This is a genomic window from Leuconostoc kimchii IMSNU 11154, from assembly GCF_000092505.1.
In the GTDB taxonomy this organism is placed as follows: domain Bacteria; phylum Bacillota; class Bacilli; order Lactobacillales; family Lactobacillaceae; genus Leuconostoc; species Leuconostoc kimchii.
This window is the reverse complement of sequence record NC_014136.1, coordinates 334430-356701: the sequence shown is the minus strand read 5'-3', so window position 1 is coordinate 356701 and position 22272 is coordinate 334430. Positions and strand designations below refer to the sequence as shown.

The 22272-nt window shown below is 39.3% G+C and carries 23 protein-coding genes; all 23 read left to right on the top strand.

Annotation, left to right across the window (positions count from 1 at the left end; genetic code table 11):
- Window positions 1–361 precede the first annotated feature (361 nt).
- Window positions 362–559, top strand: coding sequence for a hypothetical protein (locus tag LKI_RS02220; protein ID WP_013102510.1), 198 nt, complete (start codon window positions 362–364; stop codon window positions 557–559).
- A gap of 2 nt (window positions 560–561) precedes the next feature.
- Window positions 562–897 carry a hypothetical protein gene (locus tag LKI_RS02215; protein WP_013102509.1) on the top strand — a complete coding sequence of 112 codons (336 nt, stop codon included), beginning with the start codon at window positions 562–564 and terminating at the stop codon, window positions 895–897.
- A 14-nt stretch (window positions 898–911) separates the two neighbouring features.
- On the top strand, window positions 912–1172 hold the full coding sequence (locus LKI_RS02210) for a hypothetical protein (RefSeq protein WP_013102508.1): 261 nt from the start codon (window positions 912–914) through the stop codon (window positions 1170–1172).
- A gap of 5 nt (window positions 1173–1177) precedes the next feature.
- Window positions 1178–1681, top strand: a complete 504-nt coding sequence (locus LKI_RS02205; protein ID WP_013102507.1) for a hypothetical protein — start codon at window positions 1178–1180, stop codon at window positions 1679–1681.
- A 6-nt stretch (window positions 1682–1687) separates the two neighbouring features.
- Complete coding sequence (locus LKI_RS02200) at window positions 1688–2221, top strand: HNH endonuclease (protein ID WP_013102506.1); 534 nt, start codon at window positions 1688–1690, stop codon at window positions 2219–2221.
- 568 nt (window positions 2222–2789) lie between these two features.
- The gene (locus LKI_RS02190) at window positions 2790–3311 is read left to right on the top strand and encodes a phage terminase small subunit P27 family (RefSeq protein ID WP_041773569.1); all 522 of its coding nucleotides are present in this window, start codon (window positions 2790–2792) and stop codon (window positions 3309–3311) included.
- Complete coding sequence (locus tag LKI_RS02185) at window positions 3295–5178, top strand: terminase large subunit (protein WP_013102503.1); 1884 nt, start codon at window positions 3295–3297, stop codon at window positions 5176–5178. The genes LKI_RS02190 and LKI_RS02185 overlap by 17 nt, the downstream gene beginning before the upstream one ends.
- A complete protein-coding gene (locus tag LKI_RS02180) occupies window positions 5175–5363 on the top strand; it encodes a DUF1056 family protein (protein ID WP_013102502.1) in 189 nt (62 codons plus the stop codon). The genes LKI_RS02185 and LKI_RS02180 overlap by 4 nt, the downstream gene beginning before the upstream one ends.
- Window positions 5364–5366: 3 nt before the next feature.
- Entirely contained in the window at window positions 5367–6509 is a 1143-nt protein-coding gene (locus tag LKI_RS02175) for a phage portal protein (RefSeq protein ID WP_013102501.1), read from the top strand.
- The gene (locus tag LKI_RS02170) at window positions 6506–7195 is read left to right on the top strand and encodes a head maturation protease, ClpP-related (protein ID WP_013102500.1); all 690 of its coding nucleotides are present in this window, start codon (window positions 6506–6508) and stop codon (window positions 7193–7195) included. Before LKI_RS02175 ends, LKI_RS02170 begins: the two co-directional genes overlap by 4 nt.
- A 13-nt stretch (window positions 7196–7208) precedes the next feature.
- Window positions 7209–8372, top strand: coding sequence for a phage major capsid protein (locus LKI_RS02165; RefSeq protein ID WP_013102499.1), 1164 nt, complete (start codon window positions 7209–7211; stop codon window positions 8370–8372).
- 10 nt (window positions 8373–8382) lie between these two features.
- Window positions 8383–8709, top strand: a complete 327-nt coding sequence (locus LKI_RS02160) for a head-tail connector protein (protein WP_013102498.1) — start codon at window positions 8383–8385, stop codon at window positions 8707–8709.
- Window positions 8702–9073: a phage head closure protein gene (locus tag LKI_RS02155; RefSeq protein ID WP_013102497.1), complete on the top strand. Its 372-nt coding sequence runs from the start codon at window positions 8702–8704 to the stop codon at window positions 9071–9073. The genes LKI_RS02160 and LKI_RS02155 overlap by 8 nt, the downstream gene beginning before the upstream one ends.
- Window positions 9063–9476, top strand: coding sequence for an HK97 gp10 family phage protein (locus tag LKI_RS02150; RefSeq protein WP_013102496.1), 414 nt, complete (start codon window positions 9063–9065; stop codon window positions 9474–9476). Before LKI_RS02155 ends, LKI_RS02150 begins: the two co-directional genes overlap by 11 nt.
- Complete coding sequence (locus tag LKI_RS02145) at window positions 9473–9850, top strand: DUF806 family protein (RefSeq protein WP_242651980.1); 378 nt, start codon at window positions 9473–9475, stop codon at window positions 9848–9850. The genes LKI_RS02150 and LKI_RS02145 overlap by 4 nt, the downstream gene beginning before the upstream one ends.
- 3 nt (window positions 9851–9853) lie before the next feature.
- Complete coding sequence (locus LKI_RS02140) at window positions 9854–10495, top strand: phage tail protein (protein WP_013102494.1); 642 nt, start codon at window positions 9854–9856, stop codon at window positions 10493–10495.
- A gap of 77 nt (window positions 10496–10572) precedes the next feature.
- Complete coding sequence (locus tag LKI_RS02135) at window positions 10573–10983, top strand: phage tail tube assembly chaperone (protein WP_013102493.1); 411 nt, start codon at window positions 10573–10575, stop codon at window positions 10981–10983.
- 71 nt (window positions 10984–11054) lie between these two features.
- Complete coding sequence (locus tag LKI_RS11170) at window positions 11055–11189, top strand: hypothetical protein (RefSeq protein ID WP_278183704.1); 135 nt, start codon at window positions 11055–11057, stop codon at window positions 11187–11189.
- A gap of 3 nt (window positions 11190–11192) precedes the next feature.
- Complete coding sequence (locus LKI_RS02130) at window positions 11193–16826, top strand: phage tail tape measure protein (protein WP_013102491.1); 5634 nt, start codon at window positions 11193–11195, stop codon at window positions 16824–16826.
- A 96-nt stretch (window positions 16827–16922) separates the two neighbouring features.
- Window positions 16923–17675 (top strand): phage tail domain-containing protein, encoded by a 753-nt coding sequence (locus LKI_RS02125; RefSeq protein WP_013102490.1) that lies wholly within the window; start codon window positions 16923–16925, stop codon window positions 17673–17675.
- 7 nt (window positions 17676–17682) lie between these two features.
- Window positions 17683–18807 (top strand): prophage endopeptidase tail family protein, encoded by a 1125-nt coding sequence (locus LKI_RS02120; protein WP_083774971.1) that lies wholly within the window; start codon window positions 17683–17685, stop codon window positions 18805–18807.
- 21 nt (window positions 18808–18828) lie between these two features.
- Entirely contained in the window at window positions 18829–19809 is a 981-nt protein-coding gene (locus tag LKI_RS02115; protein WP_013102488.1) for a pyocin knob domain-containing protein, read from the top strand.
- Window positions 19810–19817: 8 nt separating this feature from the next.
- Window positions 19818–22268 carry an SGNH/GDSL hydrolase family protein gene (locus LKI_RS10590; protein ID WP_013102487.1) on the top strand — a complete coding sequence of 817 codons (2451 nt, stop codon included), beginning with the start codon at window positions 19818–19820 and terminating at the stop codon, window positions 22266–22268.
- Window positions 22269–22272 lie beyond the last annotated feature (4 nt).

The window sequence follows — 22272 nt, the reverse complement described above, 5'->3', positions numbered from 1 at the left end:
GGAATATCTATCGTGGCAGGTGGCGGAATAGGTAGACGCAAAAAGACAATGTTGATAGTTAACAATTGGGTTTTAAAAGTCGGAGCTGGCCGAACATTCCGAGGCTATCTTGCAAGGTGCAAATCCTTACCCTGTCAATTCAGTTATCGCCATAGTTGCTAATTCAATTGAAAGCGACTTTATACTAGTTAGGTGATTTCTGTGGGTGAATGTAATACTTAGTGTGGCTTACAGTAGGTTCGAGTCCTGCCATTCACATTGCTAGCCAAGGAAGACGGACTAGCACTTAATGTTATATGAGCAGGAATGCTCGTACATATTATTTAGCACCTTAACGGGTGCTTTTTTATTGGAGTTAACCATGAATGAATCAGAACGAACAGCTCGCAAACGCAAGCGCCATATCAAGACAGCGACACAAATTAACAAACAACACGCTGATGACTTGAAACGTGAGAGTGCAGCACGACATGCGAGAGCAAGAGTGCAGATTGTATCAGAAGTGTTGGATAACAGGCAGATAGACTACAAGAGCCATATGATGTGGATGAGGAGATGACTATGACGGTTGATATTGAAACGATAACCAACATTATTGATGAGGCTGGCAAAGAATACACACAATCCGTTACCGCAAATCATACGTTAGAAATAATGCATTTGCGTGACGATGTTGAAGAACACGCGGTAAATACGGCATACGAAGTGACGCAACTGAGAACACGTATTGAAAGTAATGAGCAAGAGATTCATTCGCTTAAGTCGGAGATTAGCTCATTGAAATCAACTATCGTAAGCCAACAACGTCGCATAGAGATAGCTGAACGTCTTATGCTCATGTCATATATTGGGTTAATTGGTTTATTAGTAATCATTGGCTACTTCATGATTGGTTAAGGAGGAGAGAACGAATGAGGACTACCGGAACCGGAATAATCAAATGCAGTAAAGATAAAAGCATACACCTTGATAATGTTTATGATGGCGTAATCAAAGCGCACGATGGGACTTATATCTATTTCAATGCTAACGAACAGCTGCATGTTAAAGAGTTCTATTCTAATCCAGCTAACAAACTTGATGAACACATTGAAAACGAAAGAATATCAGACAGACATATGTTTTATAAGCGGCTGGTTGATATTGTAAATAAATTCAGTAGGAAAGGGTGAGTAACATGAAGAAAGCAATTCTAGTAGAAGATTTTCAAGGTGTTCAACAGTTAAACATACTTTTAGATCAGGGATATACGGTTGACAGTGCAGATGAACGAGGTGTTTATATTCTTGATATTTCAGAACCTCGTAAAGGTGGTAAGTTTTTCCGTGATTATCACTTTGCTTGGGAAGAAATCGTTTATGAAACGAATATAAAAGATACGATTTTGTTTCAAGAAACAAATCCGGATAAGGATATCATCGTCCTGCACGATGGAAGTTTTATCATTGTTAATTCAGATAAGTTGCTTAGTGACCCAGAAGGATATGATTTCAGTTACGACAACCACAAAGGAAACGTAAAAGCTCGCAAGATGCACGTTGGTGCTTTTGAATTATATGAAACTTTAGATAAAATCATCATACTGACACAGGAATTTGACAGTCTTAAATATGTCCAATCAGTCTCAAAAGAAACATTCGATACGCCGATCTCAAAGCGTATAAGACCTGTAAAATGGTAGTAACCAATGGCTAGAGTAAAGATATGTCGTAAGCCTGATTGCCACAACACTATACCTTATGTACAAAACAATCCATACTGTGAGACGCACAAAGGAATGTATCGACCTAAGCCAGAGTTCAAACCTAAGTCAACGTATGAACGCAAGCGACAGAACAAAGATTACAACATGCATAGTCGTGACAAAGAAGCCAATGCGTTCTATCACACGACAACATGGAAGCATTTAGCATTAGGAATGAAGCAACAAGCAATGTTCACGTGTGAGTGTTGCGGTCGAACAAGTACATCCAAAGGTTACTTAGTTGTAGATCATATCATCCCCAGAAAGGTAGATAAGCGTAAGCAGCTAGACAAGGGCAACCTGTGGGTCATATGCAAGAGGTGTCACTGGTACAAGGGCGTGCTTGAAGATGATGTTTATGATGATGGAACTTCGATAGAGAACATTGATACAAGCAAGGCGTGGCAATGTGATGATGTTCGTGATTGGATATTGGATTCGATTAAGAAACACGATGAAAGATTGAATGAAGATTGATTGTTATTATAACTCAAATAAGTTTTTCAATTGTTTACATTGTTGATTCGTTTTCTTATTGACAACTTACAAAAATTATTGATTGATGTTGGTAAGTTGATGATTAAGCAATAAACAAATGATTTTGAGTTGAAAGGAAATATAAATGAAAGTAGCGAAACGATTTAATAAATCTAAAGTTAATTCAAGTTATTTAAGAAGGTTGAAAATTAGTAAGAAAGTTATTATAAAAGAGCCGTTCATATTTGCTGGTGATTCAGTAGCATTCAATTCTGTAAGCGTATATAAGCGCGGAGTGTTGATTGATCAATATTCTCAAAAAGTATAACAATATGCTTAAAAATAAAGAGAATGTTAGCTTAATGTTCGTGTATATATAAAAAATACCCCCGGGTAGGGGTTGATGGAGAGAGCGTCACTAAGTGGCGTCCTGATTTATTACGAATGCAGAAATTAAAACTTTTTACATGGGCTATTTTTAAATTTAAAACGTTGATATAACAACGTTTAACGAGTTTTAAACATGCTTTTAATATACCACAAACTTTTGGTGAAAGGGGGTGTTTGTTTGGTAAATAAACGTAATGCTGGAAGAAAAAGAACGACTAGCACCGATGAGTCTGTCAGAGCAGACCAACGAGAACGTAATTTAGAGTTTCAGGAAAAACAAAATGGACTTACCGAGCTACAAGATACCCCTCCTTATCATTTAAAAGGAAGCGGAGTGACAATTTGGAAAAAAATAGTTCCTGAGTTACTAAAATTAGGCACCATAAAGCAAATTGATACAGTTAATCTTGAATCGTTTTGTTCATCATACGCAACCTATATAATTGCAGAAAAAGAAATATCAGAAAACGGTATATTTGCCTATAATTTTGATAATGAGGGTAATAAAACAACAGATTTTAGTAAGAAGAATCCTGCATACTCAATAATGAACGATAGCATCAAGACGATGAAATCGTTGGCTATAGACCTAGGGTTATCTTTTGACTCACGTTCTGGTCAGATAGCTCCCAGCGAGCCTTTGGCATCCGAAAAGGGCGTAAGCAACATAAGGAGGTTAAGCTTTGGCACGGACATTTAATTTAGTTGGCGTTACAGATATTAAAGGAACTGTTAAGTCCGAAAAAAGACGATACAAACGCTATTTAGATAAATACAATGATCCAGCTACTCAATATGCCTATGATGTATTGTTTACTGATAAATATATCACTGGTCGAGACTCACAACTCGCTTGTTTTAGACATTTGCAAGACTTGGGCAGACAAGGAAATAGTGATTTTCCCTATCATTATGAAATAGATTATGTTGACATGATCGAAAGTTTCACACGAATACTACCGAATCCGGATAATTTCAGAGTGACACTAAAACCTTATAATTGGCAGTCTTTCATATTAGATAGCTTGTTAGGTTGGCGTACAGAAGAAAATGGTACAAGGTTCACGACATCTAACATTAGCGTTGCTCGTAGACAAGGTAAAACATTCATTGCATCTATGCTAGTTAACTTTTATTACTTCATGGTAGCCGCTGAAGCAACATCACAAGATTTCCTTGTCGCTAGTTATGATAGCGAACATGCTACTAAGTTGTTCAACGATGTGTCGATTCAAGCCGGTAGGCTCATTAAGATGCCTGAGTTTCAAGCGTGGGCTAAAGAGAATGATGTCGATGCGCAAACTCAGCAAGTAATAGGACGTATTAGTAAGAATACTATTCGTAAGGGTACATCAGAAGGCGGTGGTTTTGACTCGTTTCACAACGTTATTGCTGTTTACGATGAGATTGGCAATCTAAAGCCTGATAAAAATGAAACTTTGCGGCAAATAACGTCAGGACAAAACGGTATTAAAAACCGTATGTTTGTTAAAATTTCAACCGCTTATCCAAATGCTAAGGTTAAATTCAAAAAAGACCAAGACTTAATGCGCAAGATTATCGAACAAGATGATTTGCGCGAGGCAGACAATACCTTTCAGATTATTTACGCCCAAGACAGCGAAAACGAAGTATTCGATGAGGATATTTGGCATAAATCTAACCCAAACTTAAATGAATTAAGCGAAGAAAAATATAAATCAGAGCTTAGCAGTTTGATCAAAGACAGGGATGATGCTGACAGAAGTGGCGAGCTGGCTACATTCGTTAACAAGTCACTGAATATTTGGAGTCGTAAATTTCAGAACAGTTACTTGTCTCTTGAGAATATTCAAAAAAACATCATTGAATATTTTGACATTTATGGTCATGATGTTTATATCGGTTTCGATGGCAGCCAAAGTAATGATAATACATCATTTGGGTTTATTTTTCCGCATCGAGAAGTAAACAAAGATGAATACTTTTGTAAACAGTTCAGTTTTATTCCGTTTTCTCAAGCTAAATCTATCGAGGCTAAAGAAAAACAAGACGGACTTAATTACCGTGAATTGGAAAATGAGGGCTTTTGTGCAATAACTAGAAGTCCTGAGGGAACGATTGATAAGGACCAAGTTTATCACTGGTTAGAAAGTTTTATTGCTGATAACGACTTGAAAGTTAAAATGATAGCCCTTGACCCCAACTTGTCTGATTGGTTATTGAAGCGCATTGAAAATTATCATGATGAGTGGCCGGTATCTACTGTTAGACCAACTTCACAGGTTTTATCTAACCCAACCAAGGACTTACAGGGGCAATTTATTAACGGCAATGCTGAAATTTTAAATGACCCATTAATCATTGACGGGTTCACAAATTCTGTTTTGGTTGAGGATAGAGGTGGTGCCGTTAAAATTGACCGATTGAACAGAACAAGTGACCACATTGACACGTCTGATGCGCTGATAAATGCACATACGGGCGCTCAATTCTACTTTGAGGGCTTTAAGGACGCGGACTATAATCCCTTTAATGACTTGAGTCGAGAAGAAAAGAAAGATTATTTCAAGAGGATGTTTGGATGATTAAAAATTTTACAAAATTAATTAATACATTATGGCAGAACCTATTAGGCGTCATTCTTTTTATTTCAGGCATCGTAATGATTGACATTGGCGTTTTTAGTTTTAACTTCATTGCCGGTTTTATCGTTACTGGAATAAGTCTGGTTGTTATGGCTGTAATTGTTGAAAATGAAAGGGGTGAATGATGAATGGGATTAATGACTTCGAGAAATCGACACCATAAAATAAGTGACGTTAGTTATCCTGCTACTCGTGGATACGACCCCGTCATTTCTAAAATCGTTGGACTACCTATAGGATATGTTGGTGGCGGAAACGCGCTTAAAAACAGTGATATATTCAGTGTCATTAATCGAATTGCGAGTGACATAGCGAGTGCTAGATTTAATTCAGAAAACACATATGTAAATGAGCGACTTAATCAACCATCAAAGTTGATTGGTCGCTTTTCGTTTTGGCAGGGAGTTGTTATCCAACTGTTGCTAAGCGGTAATGCTTACGTGCCGTTAGATTTGGATTATTTGGAACAAATACCACCATCTTCGATTATCAGTATTGATATTGACAGCTCAAATCAGGGAGCTGTTTATACTCTAGCTGAATACAACAACCATCCAGAACGAAAATTAACCCAGGGCGAAATGTTGCATTTTAGACTGATGCCTGATGCAACTTATCAGTACTTGGTGGGGATGTCGCCTTTGGAAAGTTTAACCAAAGAATTGACGGTTTCGACAGCAAGCGCGGATCAAAGTTTGAATTTAATTAAAAACCGCATCACGCCAACATCCGTACTGCAAATTAGTAATGCTTTGCTTGAACAAGGTGATGCCGATGCTGCACGAGACGCATTTGAAAAAGCAAATAACGGCGATAATAATGGCCGCTTGATGGTTTTGGATGCCAATTCTACGTTTAACCAATTCGAAATGAAGGCAGATGTATTTAAGGCTTTGAATAACAACGCTGAATACTCCGCTAACCAAATTAGTAAGGCGTTTGGTGTACCAGTAGACATGTTAGGGGGTGGTAATAGTACCGAGAGTCAACACAGCAACAGCACGCAAATTAAAAACCTTTACTACGAAAATCTAATTAGTTACGTAGCACCGGTTATTGATGAAATTGTTTTGAAAATGAACGCCGATGACTTGTCACTCGACTTGCAATATGTCGATGATGCTACCCGTGTCAGTCAAATTAACGACATGGTAAAAGTCGGCACCTTGGGTCAAGCGCAAGGAGAGTTCATGCTCAAGAAATATGGCGTGCTGCCAATTAATTTACCTGCATACGTGCCACCTGTTCAGGAGAAAGGAGAGAGTGAATGAGATTAAACATTAAAGGCATGATCACAAACGATGATGATGCAAATATTTATCGTGATTGGCTCGGCATGAGCGTCACATCACCAGCTGATGTTTTAAGTAAATTGCCTGATGATGGTTCTGATTTAGAAATTGCCATCAACTCTGGTGGTGGTGAGGTTGATGCGGCTAACGAGATTTACACCGGGTTACGAAATTACCAGGGTAGGGTTATTATTCAAGTTGAAAGTTCCGCATACAGTGCTGCTTCGATTATTGCCATGGCTGGTGATACTGTTCAAATTTCGCCCGTTGCTCAACTGATGATTCATAATGCATCCACTTATGCGGGCGGCAATCACAACGATTTAGACAAGACGTCTAATGCTTTAAAGTCTACCGATAAAGCTATCGCTAAGGCTTATGCTGTCAAGACGGGTCGTCCAGTTGATGAGTTCCTCGCCATGATGGATAAAGAGACATGGATCAATGCCGATGATGCAATTGAACTTGGGCTTGCTGATGAAATTATGACGTTCGAAACCGAACCTGTGACAAATTCAATCAGCAATGTACTGCCGCGTAAGACGATTAATCGAATTAAAGATTTGGTTAATGAAAATAAAGAACTAAAAAACAACAAAACTGATAGTCAGCCTAGCGAACACGACAAACTCGTGCAAGCCAAGTTGGCTATTTTACGTAAATGAGGAGAAAAAATAAATGAATAAAGAACAACTACAAGCGGCATTTCGTGATGCTAGCACTAAGGCGTCAGATTTAAATTCTAAATTGAACAACATGGTTCAAGACGATTCCGCAAGTTTGGAAGACATCAATAAAGTTCAAGATGAATTAACGGATTCAAAAACACGCCGCGATATTTTGAACTCTCAACTAAAGAGCTTTGAAGACGTTGCGTCAGAGCCGAAAAATGATGGTAAAAAGACTAACGTTTTGGACAATAAAACTGCTGATCTCGCTGCGAAAAAGCAAGGCATCAACGACTTCATTCATTCTCGCGGTTCAAAAATTTCTGATGCGGTTTCTTCACAAGTTACTTCATCAGAAGTCGGCGTGTTGATTCCAGAAGAAATTATTTATGATCCATCTGCCGAAGTTGATTCGGTTGTTGACCTGTCAACTTTGGTTAACAAGACACCTGTTACCACGCCAAGTGGTAAGTACCCAATTTTGCAACGTGCTACTGATCGTTTCAATTCTGTTGCTGAACTTGCTGAAAATCCTAAGTTGGCCGAACCAACTTTCAAGGAAATAGATTGGTCAGTTGCCACATACCGTGGTGCGATTCCTCTTTCAGAAGAATCAATCGCCGATACAAAAGTTGATTTGACAGCATTGGTGGGCCAATCAATCGGCGAGAAGAAGGTTAACACATACAATGCATTAATTGCGCCAGTGTTACAATCATTTACTGCTAAGGCAACTACGAGTGATACATTGGCTGACCAAATCAAGCACATTTTGAATGTTGATTTAGATCCAGCCTATACTCGTGTAATTATCGCTAGCCAATCGTTCTACAACGCCGTTGATACATTGAAAGACAAGAATGGACGTTATTTGCTTCAAGAATCAATAGCATCGTTAGCACAAACTTCTGGACACACTTTGTTAGGTGTGCCTGTTTATGTAATTGGCGACGATTTGTTCGGCAACGCAGGTGACCAAAAGGCGTTTATCGGTGATACAAAGCGTGGTGTTCTATTCCCTAACCGTCAGGAAATTATCTTGGCTTGGGAGGACAGTAAGATTTATGGCCGTTACTTAGGTGCTGCATTCCGTTTCGGTGTTAAGAAAGCGGATGATAAAGCTGGTTACTTTATCACCAACACAGCAACACCCGCAGGCAGCGACGGTAAATAAGGAGTAATTTATGGCAGATGAAACAAATTCGCCTCGTGCACCTTCAATAGGCGTTACGGTGGCTGATATGCAAGATTATTTAGCTATTGATGGTGATGATGACGTTCTTAATAATTTGATTGAATATGCCGAAGAAGATGCTCGCGGTTCAATAGATTCTTCAATTAACATCGAAGAATATCGCAAGTTAACTATTTTCAATCAGGCAATTAGAACATTAGTCGATTTTAATTATTACTCGCGTGGTGCCTTATCTGGCCAACAAATATCCTATCCAAAATCCTATCAGTACATGCTTAACAAAATTAGGTGGAAAGTAGGTAGGACAAATGGTTAGCGGTAAGTTAAAACCTAGTAATTTTATTGGAAAAGTTGAATTCGGTACTGTTAAATCAGTTGACAACAAAAATACAGGCAGAAAAACACAAGTATTCGTCCCCACGACTAAACAGTTGCGTTTTGCACCGCGTAGCCGTTCCACCACACAGTCTGATTCTATTTTTGGGACAGATATTCAAGAAACTAAAATAATCGCTGTCAGGCACAATGAGAGCGTCACAGATAACCTAAAAGTTAGGTTCATCAAAACTGGCAAGGTTCATGATATTAAATATGTATCATCTGACGAATCAAACGGACCCATCGCGTTTGACTATGTCACGATCACGAAAGAACCGTCGGGAGCGTTTGATGGAACTTGATGCTGCATTGGATGTTTGGTTGAACGAAGTGAATAACCTAGTGCCTAACTTGCAACAACGTAAAAAAATTACGCTGGTAGGCGCCGAAGTTTATAAACGAGCGTTGCATGATGTTACTAAGACAAAACACTACAGTGGCGATCGTGATACAAGCAAGGTTGATCATTTAGCAGATTCAATAGAAGTTTCAAACGCCAATATCGATTACATCGTCGACGGATCTTCTTTGGTTGGATTCACTGCCAAAGGTATTAACCATGCACGTATTGCTCGATTGCTCAACGATGGGACAAAATTTATACCGGCAGATCACTTTGTTGATGAAACGCGGCGTAATTCACGTCATGCTGTTTTAGTGGCGCAATATGCTGAATATCAAAGGCTTTTGAAAGGTGGTAAATGATGATATTACCAACTTATGAGGTTAAAGATTTAATTGAATCATTGAAAATTGCTGACGCTGTTTTTACGACAAGTATTGATGAAGAATATCAAAAAGACGTGCAGTCAACTGTTATCTTGATCGCGGAGACGGTTAATGATTTGGATAAGAGAGCCAATAACCGTTTCAGGAATATGAATTATGGCGTTGAGGTACAAATATTTTACGGGACTGATTTTAATCAGCCAATACTTGACGTTGAAATAAAATTAGCAAGATTACTAGAAAAAAACGATTGGGTAATTACTCAATCAAAATCACACATAAATGACCCGAAAACTGATCAAGTGACTAAGGTTTTTTATTTTGAAAAAAATTATCTATTGGAGGATTAATTCATGGCAACACAAGGTATTGTTACATCGTATTTTGGTTTAATTGACGACAAAACAGGTCAATTGATTAAAGGAGACGATGGATTAAGCGCAACCGGCATCTATGAGGTTGATGGACACCCAGAAGCTACCGCCGAAGGTGCGACACAAATTCAAATTAACTCTATGGACACAGCGCCAACTTTGCAATATGCAAACGACAAAGCAAAGCGTTCAACGCATCCACGCTCTTATCCAACTGCAGAATTTACACTTTTGGATATTGGATTCGAGGCCAAGCAAAAGTTACTTGGTAAGGTGACTAATGGTAAGGGACGATTTGTTAACGGTATTGAAGATGCCCACGTTGCCGCTATTGCAGTAACACGTACGTTGGACAAGCGTAATAAGATTTATTACGCATTCGCAAACGGAATTATCACTGAAGGCAACAAGACTATGGGAACTAATAATGCTGCCGAAACAGATTCTAACGATACAATGACGTTGACCACCCAAGATCCAATTGTTGATGCACAGTTTGATGGGGAACCTTACGCAGTGTACACGGATTTGATTTCTGCATTCAAATTAGATGATTTGTTCGTAGAAACATTCCCTGGATATACTGCTGCAACTGTTCCGCCAGCTGGTGGTCAAGGATAAAAAAGAACCAATTCGCCATATAAATAAACAATACATGAAAATGGGCGGTTTTGTACATATAGAAAAGGAGCCTAAAAATGGCAGTTAACACAGAAAAGATTAAATTAAACAAGTTTGGCATCCGCAAAACAGTAGGGGTTCGTTTAACGTTTGGTTTATTCGAAAAGTTAGAAGAGACAGAAATCGAAATAGATGAACTTCAAGATGAAGAAGATCTTTCAGAGTTAGAAGCTAAGAAAAACAGAATAAAGTCTACCAAAATAATGGTTGACCTTATTCAAAATGTATTTGATTTGTCAGATGAAGAAATCGCCAAGATTAAAGATAGTATTGACCCAACTCAATTTGGTGAGGCATATTGGTACGTTACAATGCGCATGCGAGGTATGAGCGATTCTGATTATAACTTGGCTGTTCTAGAACAAAAGCGCAAAGCAGAGGAAGAAGCAGAAGACCCAAAAGCAGAACCAGTCGAATCAGAAGATTAGTATTCGACAAAAAAAACCAACTTGAAGAGTTGCGTTACTTCAAAAAACAATTATTTAAAGAGTATGGTATTTTGCCGGGAGATTTAGATAATCAAGATTACTTCGCATTCATGAACATGATGAATGCAAAAGAACCTGATAAACGCGCTGGTGATCCGCTTGAAATCGCTAAACAAATGGGTCTGAAATTACCAGAGGAAGGATAATAAATGGTTGAGAGAATACAAGCCGAGATGGCAACGGCTATAGCGTTAGATACACTTAAAGCTACCAATAGTTTACGCGGCCTAGGCAATGCTGTTACGTCTGTTAAAAATGCTTGGAAGGCACAAGAAGCAGCTGCAAAATCATCTGGTGATTACTTAAAGGCATCTCAAGAACGCTATCAAGGGCTTGGACGTGAAATGGACGCCCAAAAGAATAAGATAAGCGAGTTACAACAACGCCAAAAAGGGTTAGATACCACCACAAAAGAAGGCGCCGAATCATTCTTAAAGTACGAAAAAAATATTCAACAAGCTAACCAAAGATTAGCGAGCTTGGAATCACAGCAACAGCGTGCTAAGTCGTCAATGGAATATCAGACTAGCGGTTTAGCAAAGTTGCAACAAGAGTATAAACAGATGAATGCCGTTTCTGGATCGTATGTCGATCGCCTGAAAGCCGAGGGTAAGGAACGACAAGCTAATATCTCACATGCCAATTCTCTCAAATCATCATTATCAAACCTTTCTCAGCAGTACGTTAAGCAAGAAGATGAACTCAAGCGTATAGCTGCTGAAAGTGGCACGACAAACGAGGTATATCGCAAACAAAGTGTAAGAGTTAACGAAACGGCTACAAGCGTAGCTAAGATGAAGAACGAGTTTAAATCTGCACAACGTGAAGTTAATAACGCTAATCCGTATGGGTTTGGACGTTTTTCATCAGGAGCAAACGCCGCTTATCGTGCAGCTGATAAAATGGGCAATGGTTTTCACGCTGCTACTCAAAAAGCGAAAGAATTAGCTAGAAGCAGTGGACTGCTAGCTGTTGGTATCGGTGCAGTCTCTATTAAAGGCGCGCAAACAGCTGCTGACTTGCAAGAGTCTTACATCAAGACTCTTAACCTAGCTACTACTGGTGGTGAGAAAGCTGCTGAAGCTCAAAAAAATGTTAACCAAATGCAAAAAGACGGCTCTAAGTATTCTGTCGAATACGGAAAGTCACAGAAAGACATTGCTGATGGTTATCAAGAATTAATCAAACGAGGTTATACATCAGCTGAAGCTTTAGGAGCTATGCGTTCCGAATTGCAAGCATCTGTTGCATCTGGGGATGATTTTAATGACGTTTTGAGTGTTACATCGCAAGTTGTTGATGCGTATGGCATGCGTACTGATAACGCTGCTAAGATGACCAAAAACACCAAAGATGTCGTTAACCAACTAGCCTATGCCGCTGATATGACCGCAACTGACTTCCAATCGCTTGGAAAAGGGATGGAATATGTCGGTGATTCTGCTCATAGTGCCGGTTATGCACTATCTGAAACATCATCAGCAATGGGTATTTTGTCTAACCACGGACTTGAAGCTGATAAAGCTGGTACTGGACTTCGTAAAGTTATTAATTCATTAACTAGTGCGATAAGTGACCAAGATGCTGCACAACGAGGTCAAACCGCAGCGGTTGAAGGCTACAATTCTAAGATAGCCGAGCATAAGAAGAAAATTGAAGAAATCGCAGCCGCTGAAAAAGATGGCACAAAGAGTAAAAAAGCATCAGCATCAGCTACTAAAACGCAGCAAGACGCCATTGATAAATTAGAAAGCAAGGTGCAAGCTGTCAAATCTGGTGGCACTGGTGACATGCTTAGCAGTCTTGGAATTAGTAAAAGTCAATTGGTTGATTCAAACGGAAATTTGGTTAGTTTGACTAAGCAGATGGAAGTTATCAATGAAGCTACTAAGCACATGGGTACTGCTCAAAAGAACTCTGTATTTAATAGCCTATTTGGCACGACCGGTCAACAAGCTGGTATTATCCTTGCTCAAAACAACAAAGAGCTTGATGAGTTGAATGGCAAGGTTAAAAAATCAGCTGATGGACAAGGGTATGTAGCCAACTTGGCCACAAAAAATATGGCATCAGTCAAAGCCGAACTGTCTCAATTCAAAATGGCCGGCGAAGCAGCTATGATCATGCTTGGTAAAAAAATGTTACCGGTATTAGCTGATACCGCTGTATCAATGACTAAAGCTTTTGATTCTAAAGCCGGTCAACACGGATTAGAAGTTATAGCCGGTGGCATTGCTAAAGTTTCTGATGCATTACTTAATATGATTAAGTTTATCGGAACGCACACAACCGAAGTTAAAATATTTGCCTCTATATTTGCAGGGATATGGGCATTTAAAAAGATAAGTGATACCATTGGATGGATAAAAACAGCCATTGGAACTTATCGTGAATTAAACGGTGTATTGAAGACAACGGCGGCATTAAACGCGGCTGGTATAGGCGGCGGTAAAGCATCAGTTACTAAAACTGCCGCTAATGTCGGTGGAGAAGTTGCTACTGATGTTGGACTTAGTCGTGTCGCTGGTGCCGGCGGTGCTTTGAAAACAACATCAATCGCATCAAAAGTATTGCCGATAGCTGGTAAAGTAACTGGCATTCTAGGTGCTGCTGTAGCTGGTTGGGACGTTGGTTCAAGTGTTGTAACGGCCTTTAAATCTAAAAAGGCTGACGATGCTTATAAAGCTGGTGGGAAGACGGCAGGAACAGTTATTGGTGGTGGCATAGGTGCAGTATTAGGTAGTGTTATTCCCGGTGCCGGAACAGCTGCAGGTGCAATGCTCGGTGCTGGCATTGGTGATGCTTTAGGAAGCACCAAGGTAGCGCAGTCCATCACTGAAAAATTGTCTAATGCTTTCAAAAAGCATCCGATTAAAGTTCCTAAAATAGATGTTAAAGATGCTTATAAAGATTTAGATAAGGCCAATAAGAAATACTACGATGATAAAGCAAAGCGTGACAAAAAAGACGTTGATTTGCTTTACAAAAATGGCTATTTAACTAAGGTGGAGTACGATAAACGTCTCAAAGATATTCAAGATGAAGCGAAAAAGTCTGGGAATATTGAAAAACTGAGCCAGTCTGATCGTACAGCATTAACTAAATATTACGCTCAAAAGCGTACATCATTGGAGGAAAAAGCAGCCAAAGATAAAAGAACTGTTGGTAATAAGTGGGACAAGATAATTGGCGAGGATGCTGCTAAGTACGGCGATACGTCATTACAAGTCCAAAGGGACTACAAGAAAAAAGAACAAGCTGTGGCTCAAGTCGATAAAGACAAGAAGAAAGCCATTAACAAGCTCACTATTAAAGATGCCACTCAAACAACCATAGCAGAGGCTAAACTCCACACCACCTTAACAGGAAAGATACAGTTATCGTCAAATCAACAAAATAAGATTTTAAGTGATTTAGTAAAGAAGAAGGGAAAGTTGTCTGACAGTGAGTTAAAAAAAGCTTACTCTAATTCTAAAAAAGAATATGATGCAGTCAAAGGCTTTGCCGATAAGCAATATAAGTCGACAACTGAAACTGCTGAAAAGAAATTTAAGAATATTTCAAAGGCAGCAAACAACCAATTCAACTCTGTTTCTGATGCTGCTAAAAAAGAGGCTCAAAACACCATTGATTCTGCCAATAGGCAATTTAAAGGTAATTCTCAATACGCTAAAGAACAAAGGGCAGAGGTAACCAAACAGGCTAACAAAAAGCGTGATGATACAATTCAAGCCGCCAAAGACCAACGAGACGGCACGATTGATAAAGCTAGAGACGAGCGCAACAAAGTATCTAACGCAGCCACTGACAAGTACAATAGCACGGTAAAATCAGCTAGAAAACAAAGAGATGACGTTAAAAAAGCTGCCGAAGATCAGAAAAAAGGTGTTACTAAAAGTTCTGACGAAACGCATTCTCATGTTAAAAGTGGCAGTAGCTCATTTTGGGAAACGTTTAAAAAGATTGTTGTTGGCGGATTAGGAAACTCGTTTGGACCGATAGGCGTTGGTGTTAAAGCCATAAACGCTCTGGTCAGTAAATTTGGTGGTAGCAAACAAACGATCACACCGCCACCTACGAAGTTTGCATCAGGAACTGGTTTATTTTCTAAAATCAGGAAACCAATAACATCACCAATTATGGCAATGCTGAATGATGGCAATGATAGCCCTCAAACAGGAAACCGCGAGATGTTAATACATCCAAACGGTAAGCCCGAATTAGTACAAGGGACAAACGTCATTCGCCCATTGTTGCCTGGCACAGAGGTGTTAAACGCAACTGAAACAGCTATGATGCTGGGTCAACAAAAAATAAGCAGATTCGCTAGCGGCACAGGCTTCTTTGCTGACGTTTGGGATAGCATTAAAGATAGCACTAAGCGCTTTACGGAGATGTTTAGTTTTATAACAGATGCAGTGGCTCATCCAATAGACAGCATGGCGAAAACGTTTAATCCAAAGCGCAATCGCGATAATGGCGATGTATTTAATGCGCTAGAGGATCACGTGTTCGATAAGCCTGTTAAAGAACAAGCAAAGCCGTGGTGGTCAACACTGTGGGGCATGGCTAAAGATGCTGGAGATGATAGCGCTAGTAACTCCGCTCTGCTGAGCAAGATGATTAAGTTAGGCAATGGCAAGCCTTACGTTTGGGGAGCTACAGGACCTGATGGATATGATTGTTCAGGACTTGTGCAGGCAGCCTTAGATGAGTTGGGTAAATCATTTCCTCACTATTCAGGAGACCAATATAACAGTTCTACAGCTGTTTCAAATCCATCATCTGGTGACTTAGTGTTCTTTGGTGAAGGTGGAAGTCAACACGTTGGCGTATACGGTGGTAATGGTCGCATGTATAGCGCGCAATCACCGCAATCTAACCCAAACATCGGGTGGGCTAATGTATCTGATTGGTCTGAAAAACTAGCAGCTAGTCCATATCGTCGTGTTCCTGGCATGAAAACTGATGATAGTAGCAACAAACAGGAATCTGGATTGAATAAGCTGGTTAGGTCACAAGTCGGCGGTATGTTTGATTGGATCAAGAAGTTTATTGCGCCCTTGCAAGATAGTGGTGGTTCAGAACCAGCAGGAGATGGTGTCGGACGTTGGCGCGGTGATGTTGTTAAGGCATTGGGACAAGTCGGATTAAGCACTAGCTCAAGCATGGTTAACAAGGTATTGCGCCAGATTCAAACTGAGTCTGGTGGAAACGCTAGCGCAATGGGTGGAAATGATGGACTTGCTGATGGTAATGCTACGGGATTGATGCAAGTTAAGCCTGGAACGTTTAGAGCTTATGCAGCAGCAGGACACACTAACATCATGAATGGCTATGACAACATTCTCGCAGGATTAAATTATGCTAAAAATAGATATGGAAACGACTTATCGTTCTTAGGACAAGGTCATGGATATGCTAACGGCACAATTACAAATGTTCCGCATGTTGCAAACATTGCAGAAGGTGGCATGACGGAAGCTGTTATTCCTTGGGACCTATCTAAGAAATCTCGTGCAATGGAGTTATTGGGCGAAACAGTAACGCATTTCGCTCAGAATACACCAAGCGTATCATCGAATAATAGTAATCAGTCAAACAGCAATGACAGTGAGGTAATTTCTAAATTAGAAGGTAAGTTTGATCAAATGATAGGGTTCTTATCTCAGCTAGTTTCACAGGGTAATAACCCAACGCAAGGATATGCCGTTTTAGACAGAAGTGACTTGTACAGAAAGCAGGCCAGCGATGGCAATTTAAGGGATTATCAAGCATTTTGATAGGAAAGGAGGCTTATCATCAAGCCGACATTTTTAATAAAGTTAAAAGGTCAAGAAGAATTTGATCTTAATGTCCGTTTGCCCAATATTCAATATTTGGGAGGAGATTCAACGCCTGCATTTAATAATTTATACCAGGATGACACTAATTCACGTGATGGGAATCGCTTTACAACAACAACTTTTGGCAAATTAGTATTTACCGCTGATTTTTTAATGATAGCTAAGAGCTACTACGATCAAAAGTTATTGAGACATGAAATGTATCAGATATTCGGTGATAGGGACCTAGTACGGTTCAGGACTGATATTGATTTTCAAAAAGTGATGTATGGCAGGCCAGCATCTTTTGATATTAAACATATATCAGATGGCAATAGTGATTCAGTTTTTTCGATTCAATTTGAAATACCTAGTGGTTACAAGTATTCATTAACGCGCAGTGATCAAATATCTAGCGATGATATCTCATTTGGTATGAATTTCAAACTACCCGAGAGACCCACATACACACATTCAGAGAACAAATTTAGAATTTATAATCCAAGTGACATCGCGATAGATCCTTATTATCAGCGACATGATTTGTTGCTTAGAATTAATTTTGAAGGTGATTTTTATAGAATTGAAAATAAAACAAACGCGACAGCGTATCAATTTAACCGCGCGTTAACAATGAACGAAAATGTGATGTTGAACGGTTTGAAAACTAGCCTTAACGGGTTACCTGACTCAAAGGATAGTGATTTTGGTTATTTAAAGCTAGAAAAGGGTTGGAATGACATAGTGGTAACGGGTGCTACCAGTCATCGTACTATTTTTAGTTTTCCGTTCGTTTACATTGATTAAATACGATATGTTAACAGTTAGCAATCGAGACAGCACCCTAAAAGAACCGATTACTAGCTTAATTAATTCATCGTTTAATGTCAGTTGGGAAAACAACAGCAGTTATCAAATGACATTTACTGCCTATGCAGATAATTCAGCCGGTTTCACGTTATTAATACCTGAAAATATCATTACTTGGCATGACCAGCAGTTTGCAATCAAACAAATGATACCCAACTATTCAGCTGGTTACAATACGATTGGCATAACCGCCACTCATATTTATTTAGATGTCCGTAAAATCTTCAAACACGATAAAAAGGCAGGCACATTGACTTATTCAGTTAATGATGTGCTTGCTTTTTATTTGGACAAGAACACATTTGGTTACACATATGAGGTCAAGGGAAATTTTTCAAAACAACAAATAACTGATTTGGGTGGCAACAACGTGTTTGACGGCTTGTCACAAATTATTTCTACATGGCCGGACGCCATCATTTATCCAGATAACAAGAAAATTTTGATTTACTCTAAACAATCATTTTCTAAAAATCTTGGCAACAGATTAGGATATGGATATAACACTGACAATATGTCATTGACTTACGATTCAACATCTCTAGTTAATCAGCTAACAGTAGTTAGTGCAACTAAAGATAACAATTCGGTATGGTTTCAGCCCCATATTGTTAAAGATGACGACTCCATAGCCAAATACGGTGTATGGGACGGTGGAGATTTTTCAGATGAACGTTTTCATGACGTGCAGGCTGCAGATGAAGCTGCAAAAGAAAAATTTATTGTTGAACCCTCCATTTCTGTTTCATTAGATTATTTAGATAGTGATGAACCCGTTCCAGGTGAAATTAGAAGATTAGAAATATTAGATACGGGATTTGTGACCAACGTAATGGTTGTAGCCTACAGTTATTACCCACTGGATGACACCCAAAAAACGTCACTAACTTTAAATAGCAATGCTAAAACAGTGCTAGATTACCAGCGCAGTAATCGTAATGCACTTAACCAAGCTAAAAATTTGAATAAGGATCTAGCAATTTCAGTTAAAAATACAAGTGATAAGATCAACGTAATCACTACAGATGGCATATGGTATGACTATCGCGGCGGCGGACATGTTATATAAGTAAAAAGGAGATGAATGATAATGTCGAACAATTGGAACACTAGACCAATATTGTCTTTTGAAGATGAGAATTTTCTACCTAAAATAAGTGTATCCCCGGACGATGGCCTTACCATAATTCCAGATGCAAAAGACGGATCAATAAGGTCACTTGCGTTACCCGATGGGTTCCACTTCACCAAATCAGATTTCAGTGATTTTAAATTTGACAAGGTCACTTTTGAAGCGTTAAATAGTGGTAATCACGAGTTATCATTTGACGATTCAGGTCATTTATTAGTTGACGGCAAAATATTAGTTGATGAAAATGCTAAGTTTGCCTTGAAATCAGAAAAAATACCAGCAGGTAGTGATTTAGACACTTACACCCAAGAGGGATTTTTTTATTCAGACAAAGATAAAGATGTTGTTAGTATGACAAATGCACCGACAACACATGCCTTGACAATGCAAGTTTATCGTGCGGCGGGTGTTGTTCAAATCGTCACTGAATACACGACTAATGACTCAGCAGGGACGTTCATACGCTCATATTATGACGTGAACAACATATGGAGTCCGTGGCGCAGAGTTATCACGAGTGACTCCAGTGGCAATATCAAAGCACCAAGCGGGGCACTACTTCAAGAAGTTAAAAGCGTTCAAACAAAAGTTAATGGGTTAGGAACTTATTACGACGCCAGTTCTTCAATCATATTTGTTCGTTCAGGCAAGATCGTGACGGCATATGGCAATTTAAAAATTGCAATAGATATTACTGATTTGAACTCATATCATGCCGAAACGCTCATTCCTAGTGACTGCTTGCCATTTGCAGAATATCGTGTTGCAATAGCCACTAACGCACCTAGTAGTAAACAAAAAGTCCGTGGCGACTTAGTATTTCAAACTAATGGTGGTGTCACGCTAGATGACGTGTCAATCGGTGAAACAAATGTTATTGGTGGCACATTGCCGGTAGGTACCACCATTAGAATATCAGCAACATGGGTTGTTGCTTAAGGAGACACATGGAAAAATTAGAAACAAATCTTGACTTGAACCTAGGACAGGTCTTAAGAACCCAACTAGGCGATAACTTTGAAAAAATACAAGTCGCGGTTGATGGTCAAGGCGACACACTCAACAAGCAAATATTAGACATGTTGGGTGGCGTACCATTAGCCAGTCAAAACGAAGTGACACAAGCACGGATTGACCGTTCAGGAAAGTCTTATAAGACTTTGAAATCACGTGGTGACGCTGACCAAGCAACAGCTGAAACAGCATTGAATGAAGGACGTGAAACAAAATCAGAAGTCATTGAGGCACGTTCGGACAATGCAGGTAATGGGTACAGCACACTTAAAAACCGCTTAGACCACCAAGACAGTGAAATTGACACCAAGTTAGCACAAATTAGCCTAACACCTGAAGTATTTGCTAACTTGGCAGCGCTAAAGAGTACCTATCCAAGTGGTAAGGCAGGTATATTTATCACGTCTGATAATGGTCACAAGTACTTGTGGTCAAATGGCTCATGGGTTGATGGTGGTGTTTATCAAGCGGTTGGCTTAGCTGATGGTGTAGTTGATTCACGAAAAATAGCTAAGCGCACAGATGTGACTAATCAAATGACCGTATTAGCTAATCGCTATATATCGACTAGCAACGTGAACATTGCTTATATTACCTCGCCTAATTTTTTCGTAACTAAGATACCAGTATTGCCACAAGGGACGATGAGATTACCAATCTTGCCCATCAACGCTAAATTTATTGCAGCCACCTTGGCAGACGGCAACACTTTGGTGTTTGAAAAAACAGTCGATGAATTAAATGCTGGTGGGTCATCATTCACACGTCAAGGGTACACAGTTACTGACTCTGAATTAGTAATTGATATGCAATATGTTTTCAATCAATTGACTGAAAAATACATCTATATTGCCCAGCCATACACTCAGCAGTCTCAGCTATATGTCAAAGTAAGCAAGGAGCAATATTTAACTGATTTAATGGCGCTGAGTGACACTAATAATGTGACTAACAAGGCACTGACCGAGCTTTCAAATGAGTACTTGCCAGTTGATATTAAGCCACTCTACCGTCAACGTAATATCTCTTGGAATACCACGACAGGCGAGCTGAATTTTGGTAACAGTGATGTCTATGCTGCCATGGAATTAACTAATTTGCCCGACAAAGGTTTGATGAAATTCAAACAGACAGTATTAGACAGTGGTCAATTCATTATGTTGTTTGACAATACAGGGAAGGTCATTGCCAATTTTGGTACACAATACAATGATGGTACTAAGACACTAGATTTTCTCTACTTAGATGGCACTGATGTTGTGTTTGATTTTAAGAAGGCACTAATTGCCAACCCAAAGATGGCTAAGATGCAAATTACACAAATGCGTGGTGACATCTTTACGTTTAAACCGGTGTTCTACGGTGTTAAAAATGTTTCAGAAGTTCTTAAATGGGCAGACGCTACAAATGAGACACAAGACGAGCTAATGTTACCATCTGTTTATCCTGTCATGAATGGCAAGACTGCTAATGTCGTATTAACTAATTTGTTAAAATCAGGCAGTGTTTATGATGATAAGAATGTCATTGCAACTAAAACACTTGGTACTCAAAAGATAGGATTGGTTGAAGCAGCAGACACGCAATTAGGCGTTAAGACAAGGAATGAAGACCCTTATCAATATATCCCTGTTCAGCGTGTTGATGCCACTAAAAATGGCGGAAATAAGTCAGTCATGATTATTGGTGAGTCAACATCTGAATCACTTTATTTGTTGGATAGTATTCGTGATCGTTTGGCGTCTGATGCCACTAAATTTACCTTAGTTGGCACACGGGTAAAAGATGGCGTTAGTCACGAAGCACGAAGTGGATGGGGTGCTGGTGCGTTGCACTATGTTGACAAAACCGATGATACAGGCAATACGAACTCATTCTACAATCCAGAAAAGAAGGAATTTGATTGGGCTTGGTACTTGACACAGAATAACATGGCAGCGCCTGATATTGTCGTCATTAATTTTGGATTAAACGATCCCAACCGGTATGTTACTAATGGTACGTCGTTGTCTCAAACAGACCACTACAACTTTTTCATTAGTCAAATCAGGGCTGTTAAACCAGATACGGTGATTGTTATTGGTTTAACACACATCTACTCATCATTTGGCAATTTCCGAAATGATGCCCGTAGAGATAACATTGCAGCATTGCTCAATCAAACAATTCAAGATTTCGACAATCGCACTGATGAGCGTATTTATATTGCGCCATATTATTTGAATATCGATACCCTTTGGGATATGCAATATCAGCAAATACCAGCTAATGAATACCAGCCAGAGAGAGTGGACTATATTGGAATAGACCACTTCCACCCCTCTGAAATAGGTTACAAGAAGATGGCGGACGTGATGTATGCTGCTATCAAACAGACGATTTAGGTGT